We start from the raw sequence: 3,198 nt of genomic DNA on the forward strand, positions 1-3,198 counted from the left end.
ATGATCACGGGCTTTTCGTATAAAAATAGGCGCCGACCTACTCTCCCACCTGTTACGGCAATACCATCGGCTCTGGCGGGCTTAACTTCTCTGTTCGGAATGGGAAGAGGTGGACACCGCCGATATAGGCACCTGAATATCTTTTTAATAATTAGTAAGTGAAAGCATTACTGACCTAAGGTCTAAATACTAAGTACTACCTACTAAATACCAATTGACATGTTATTGGAAGAAAAGATTCAAAAAGAGAGAGGACAACAGAACTATCCGCATTGGAAAGCTTCGGGCTATTAGTATCACTTGGCTTTGGTCTTTCAACCTTTACACCTATGACCTATCAACGTTGTCATCTTCAACGACCCTATAAGGAAGTCTCATCTCGTGGCTAGTTTCGCACTTAGATGCTTTCAGCGCTTATCTATTCCGAACGTAGCTACCCTGCCGTACACCTGGCGGCATAACAGGTTCACCAGCGGTTCGTCCAACCCGGTCCTCTCGTACTAAGGTCAGATCCACTCAAACTTCCAGCGCCCACAACAGATAGGGACCGAACTGTCTCGCGACGTTCTGAACCCAGCTCGCGTGCCACTTTAATGGGCGAACAGCCCAACCCTTGGGACCTTCTCCAGCCCCAGGATGTGACGAGCCGACATCGAGGTGCCAAACCTCCCCGTCGATATGAGCTCTTGGGGGAGATCAGCCTGTTATCCCCAGAGTACCTTTTATCCTTTGAGCGATGGCCCTTCCATACAGAACCACCGGATCACTATGTCCGTCTTTCGACCCTGGTCGACTTGTAGGTCTCACAGTCAAGCAAGCTTATGCCATTGCACTCCGCGTACGGTTACCAAGCGTACTGAGCTTACCTTTGAAAGCCTCCGTTACCTTTTTGGAGGCGACCACCCCAGTCAAACTACCCACCAAACAATGTCCTCGGCACAGCCGAGTTAGAAACCGAATACAGAAAGGGCGGTATTTCAAGGTTGTATCCACGATTCCTGGCGAAACCGCTTCAAATACTCCCGCCTATCCTACACATCCTGTACCCAATTTCAATGTTAAGCTATAGTGAAGGTTCATGGGGTCTTTCCGTCCCGTTGCGGGTAACCGGCGTCTTCACCGATACCACAATTTCACCGAGCTCATGGCTGAGACAGCGCCCAGATCGTTACACCATTCGTGCAGGTCGGAACTTACCCGACAAGGAATTTCGCTACCTTAGGACCGTTATAGTTACGGCCGCCGTTTACTGGGGCTTCGATTCAATGCTTCTCCTTGCGGATGACATCCCCTCTTAACCTTCCAGCACCGGGCAGGTGTCAGGCCTTATACTTCATCTTTCGATTTCGCAAAGCCATATGTTTTTGCTAAACAGTCGCCTGGGCCTTTTCACTGCGGCTTCTCCATCGCTGGAGGAAGCGCCCCTTCTCCCGAAGTTACAGGGCCATTTTGCCGAGTTCCTTAGCCATGATTCACTCGAGCACCTTAGGATTCTCTCCTCGACCACCTGTGTCGGTTTGCGGTACGGGTGTTGATAACCTGAAGCTTAGCGGGTTTTCTTGGAAGTCTGATTACCTGCACTATCAGCGCCCCCGAGGGTTTGCTGTACTATCGGGTTTCAGCTAGACCGGCGGATTTGCCTACCAGTCCAATACCTACACCCTTCAACGAACTATTCCGTCAGTTCGCGGCAGTGTCACTACTCCGTCACCACATCGCAGTTATCAACAGTACGGGAATGTTGACCCGTTGTCCATCGGCTCTCTCCCTTCGGATTAGCCTTAGGTCCCGACTGACCCTGATCCGATTAGCGTTGATCAGGAAACCTTGGTCTTTCGGTGGGCGGGTTTCTCACCCGCCTTATCGTTACTTATGCCTACATTTGCTTTTCTATAAGGTCCACCACAAGTCACCTCGCGGATTCACCCCCTATAGAATGCTCCCCTACCAGTGTATCACAAAGATACAATCCATAGCTTCGGTAGTAATCTTGATGCCCGTTTATTATCCACGCCCGGTCGCTCGACTAGTGAGCTGTTACGCACTCTTTAAATGAATGGCTGCTTCCAAGCCAACATCCTAGCTGTCTGGGCAACCGGACCTCGTTAGTTCAACTTAGACTACATTTAGGGACCTTAGCTGATGGTCTGGGTTCTTTCCCTCTCGGCCTTGGACCTTAGCACCCAAAGCCTCACTGCCGGCCATATCTAGTAGCATTCGGAGTTCGTCTGGATTTGGTAGGATTTGACTCCCCCGCACCCAATCGGTAGCTCTACCTCTGCTAGACTCAATGCCGACGCTGTTCCTAAAAACATTTCGGGGAGTACGAGCTATTTCCCAGTTTGATTGGCCTTTCACCCCTACCCTCAGGTCATCCGGAAACTTTTCAACGTTTATCGGTTCGGTCCTCCAGTACGTGTTACCGCACCTTCAACCTGCCCAAGGGTAGATCACAAGGTTTCGCGTCTACCTCATCCGACTATGCGCCCTATTCAGACTCGCTTTCGCTTCGGCTCCTTGACTGAATCAATTAACCTTGCCGGACAAGAGTAACTCGTAGGCTCATTATGCAAAAGGCACGCCGTCACAGAACTTGTCTGCTCCGACCGCTTGTAAGCACACGGTTTCAGGTTCTTTTCACTCCCCTGTTCGGGGTTCTTTTCACCTTTCCCTCACGGTACTGGTTCACTATCGGTCTCTCAGGAGTATTTAGCCTTACCAGATGGTGCTGGCAGATTCCCACAGGATTTCTCCGGTCCCGCGGTACTCAGGATACCATTATGTCTGTATTCTTTGCCTGTACGGGGCTCTCACCCTTATCGCGCAGTTTCCCACCTGCTTCCAGTTCATAGCACAGTACAATCGCATGGTCCTACAACCCCCAAATTGCCGTAACAATATGGGTTTGGGCTCTTTCCCGTTCGCTCGCCACTACTTGGGAAATCATTATTATTTTCTCCTCCTACGCCTACTTAGATGTTTCAGTTCAGCGCGTTCGCGTATTATACAATATACCTTCAGTATATTAGGTTGCCCCATTCGGAAATCTACGGATCAATTCGCATTTGCCAATCCCCGCAGCTTATCGCAGCTTATCACGTCCTTCATCGCCTCTGAGAGCCTAGGCATCCCCCGTGTGCCCTTTCTTACTTTCTTCACGCTATCACCCCTTTTGCTAAGTGATAGGTTGCTTTTGGC

At 50.3% G+C, this 3,198-nt stretch carries 2 rRNA genes; both read right to left on the reverse strand.

What is annotated here, in order from left to right:
- Positions 1-24: 24 nt before the first annotated feature.
- Positions 25-136 (reverse strand): 5S ribosomal RNA (gene rrf / locus GQF63_RS19505).
- A 135-nt stretch (positions 137-271) separates the two neighbouring features.
- A 23S ribosomal RNA gene (locus GQF63_RS19510) occupies positions 272-3,156 on the reverse strand.
- Between the last annotated feature and the right edge of the window lie 42 nt (positions 3,157-3,198).

Origin of the sequence: Sphingobacterium humi (genome assembly GCF_009768885.1) — a bacterium.
Taxonomy (GTDB): domain Bacteria; phylum Bacteroidota; class Bacteroidia; order Sphingobacteriales; family Sphingobacteriaceae; genus Sphingobacterium; species Sphingobacterium humi.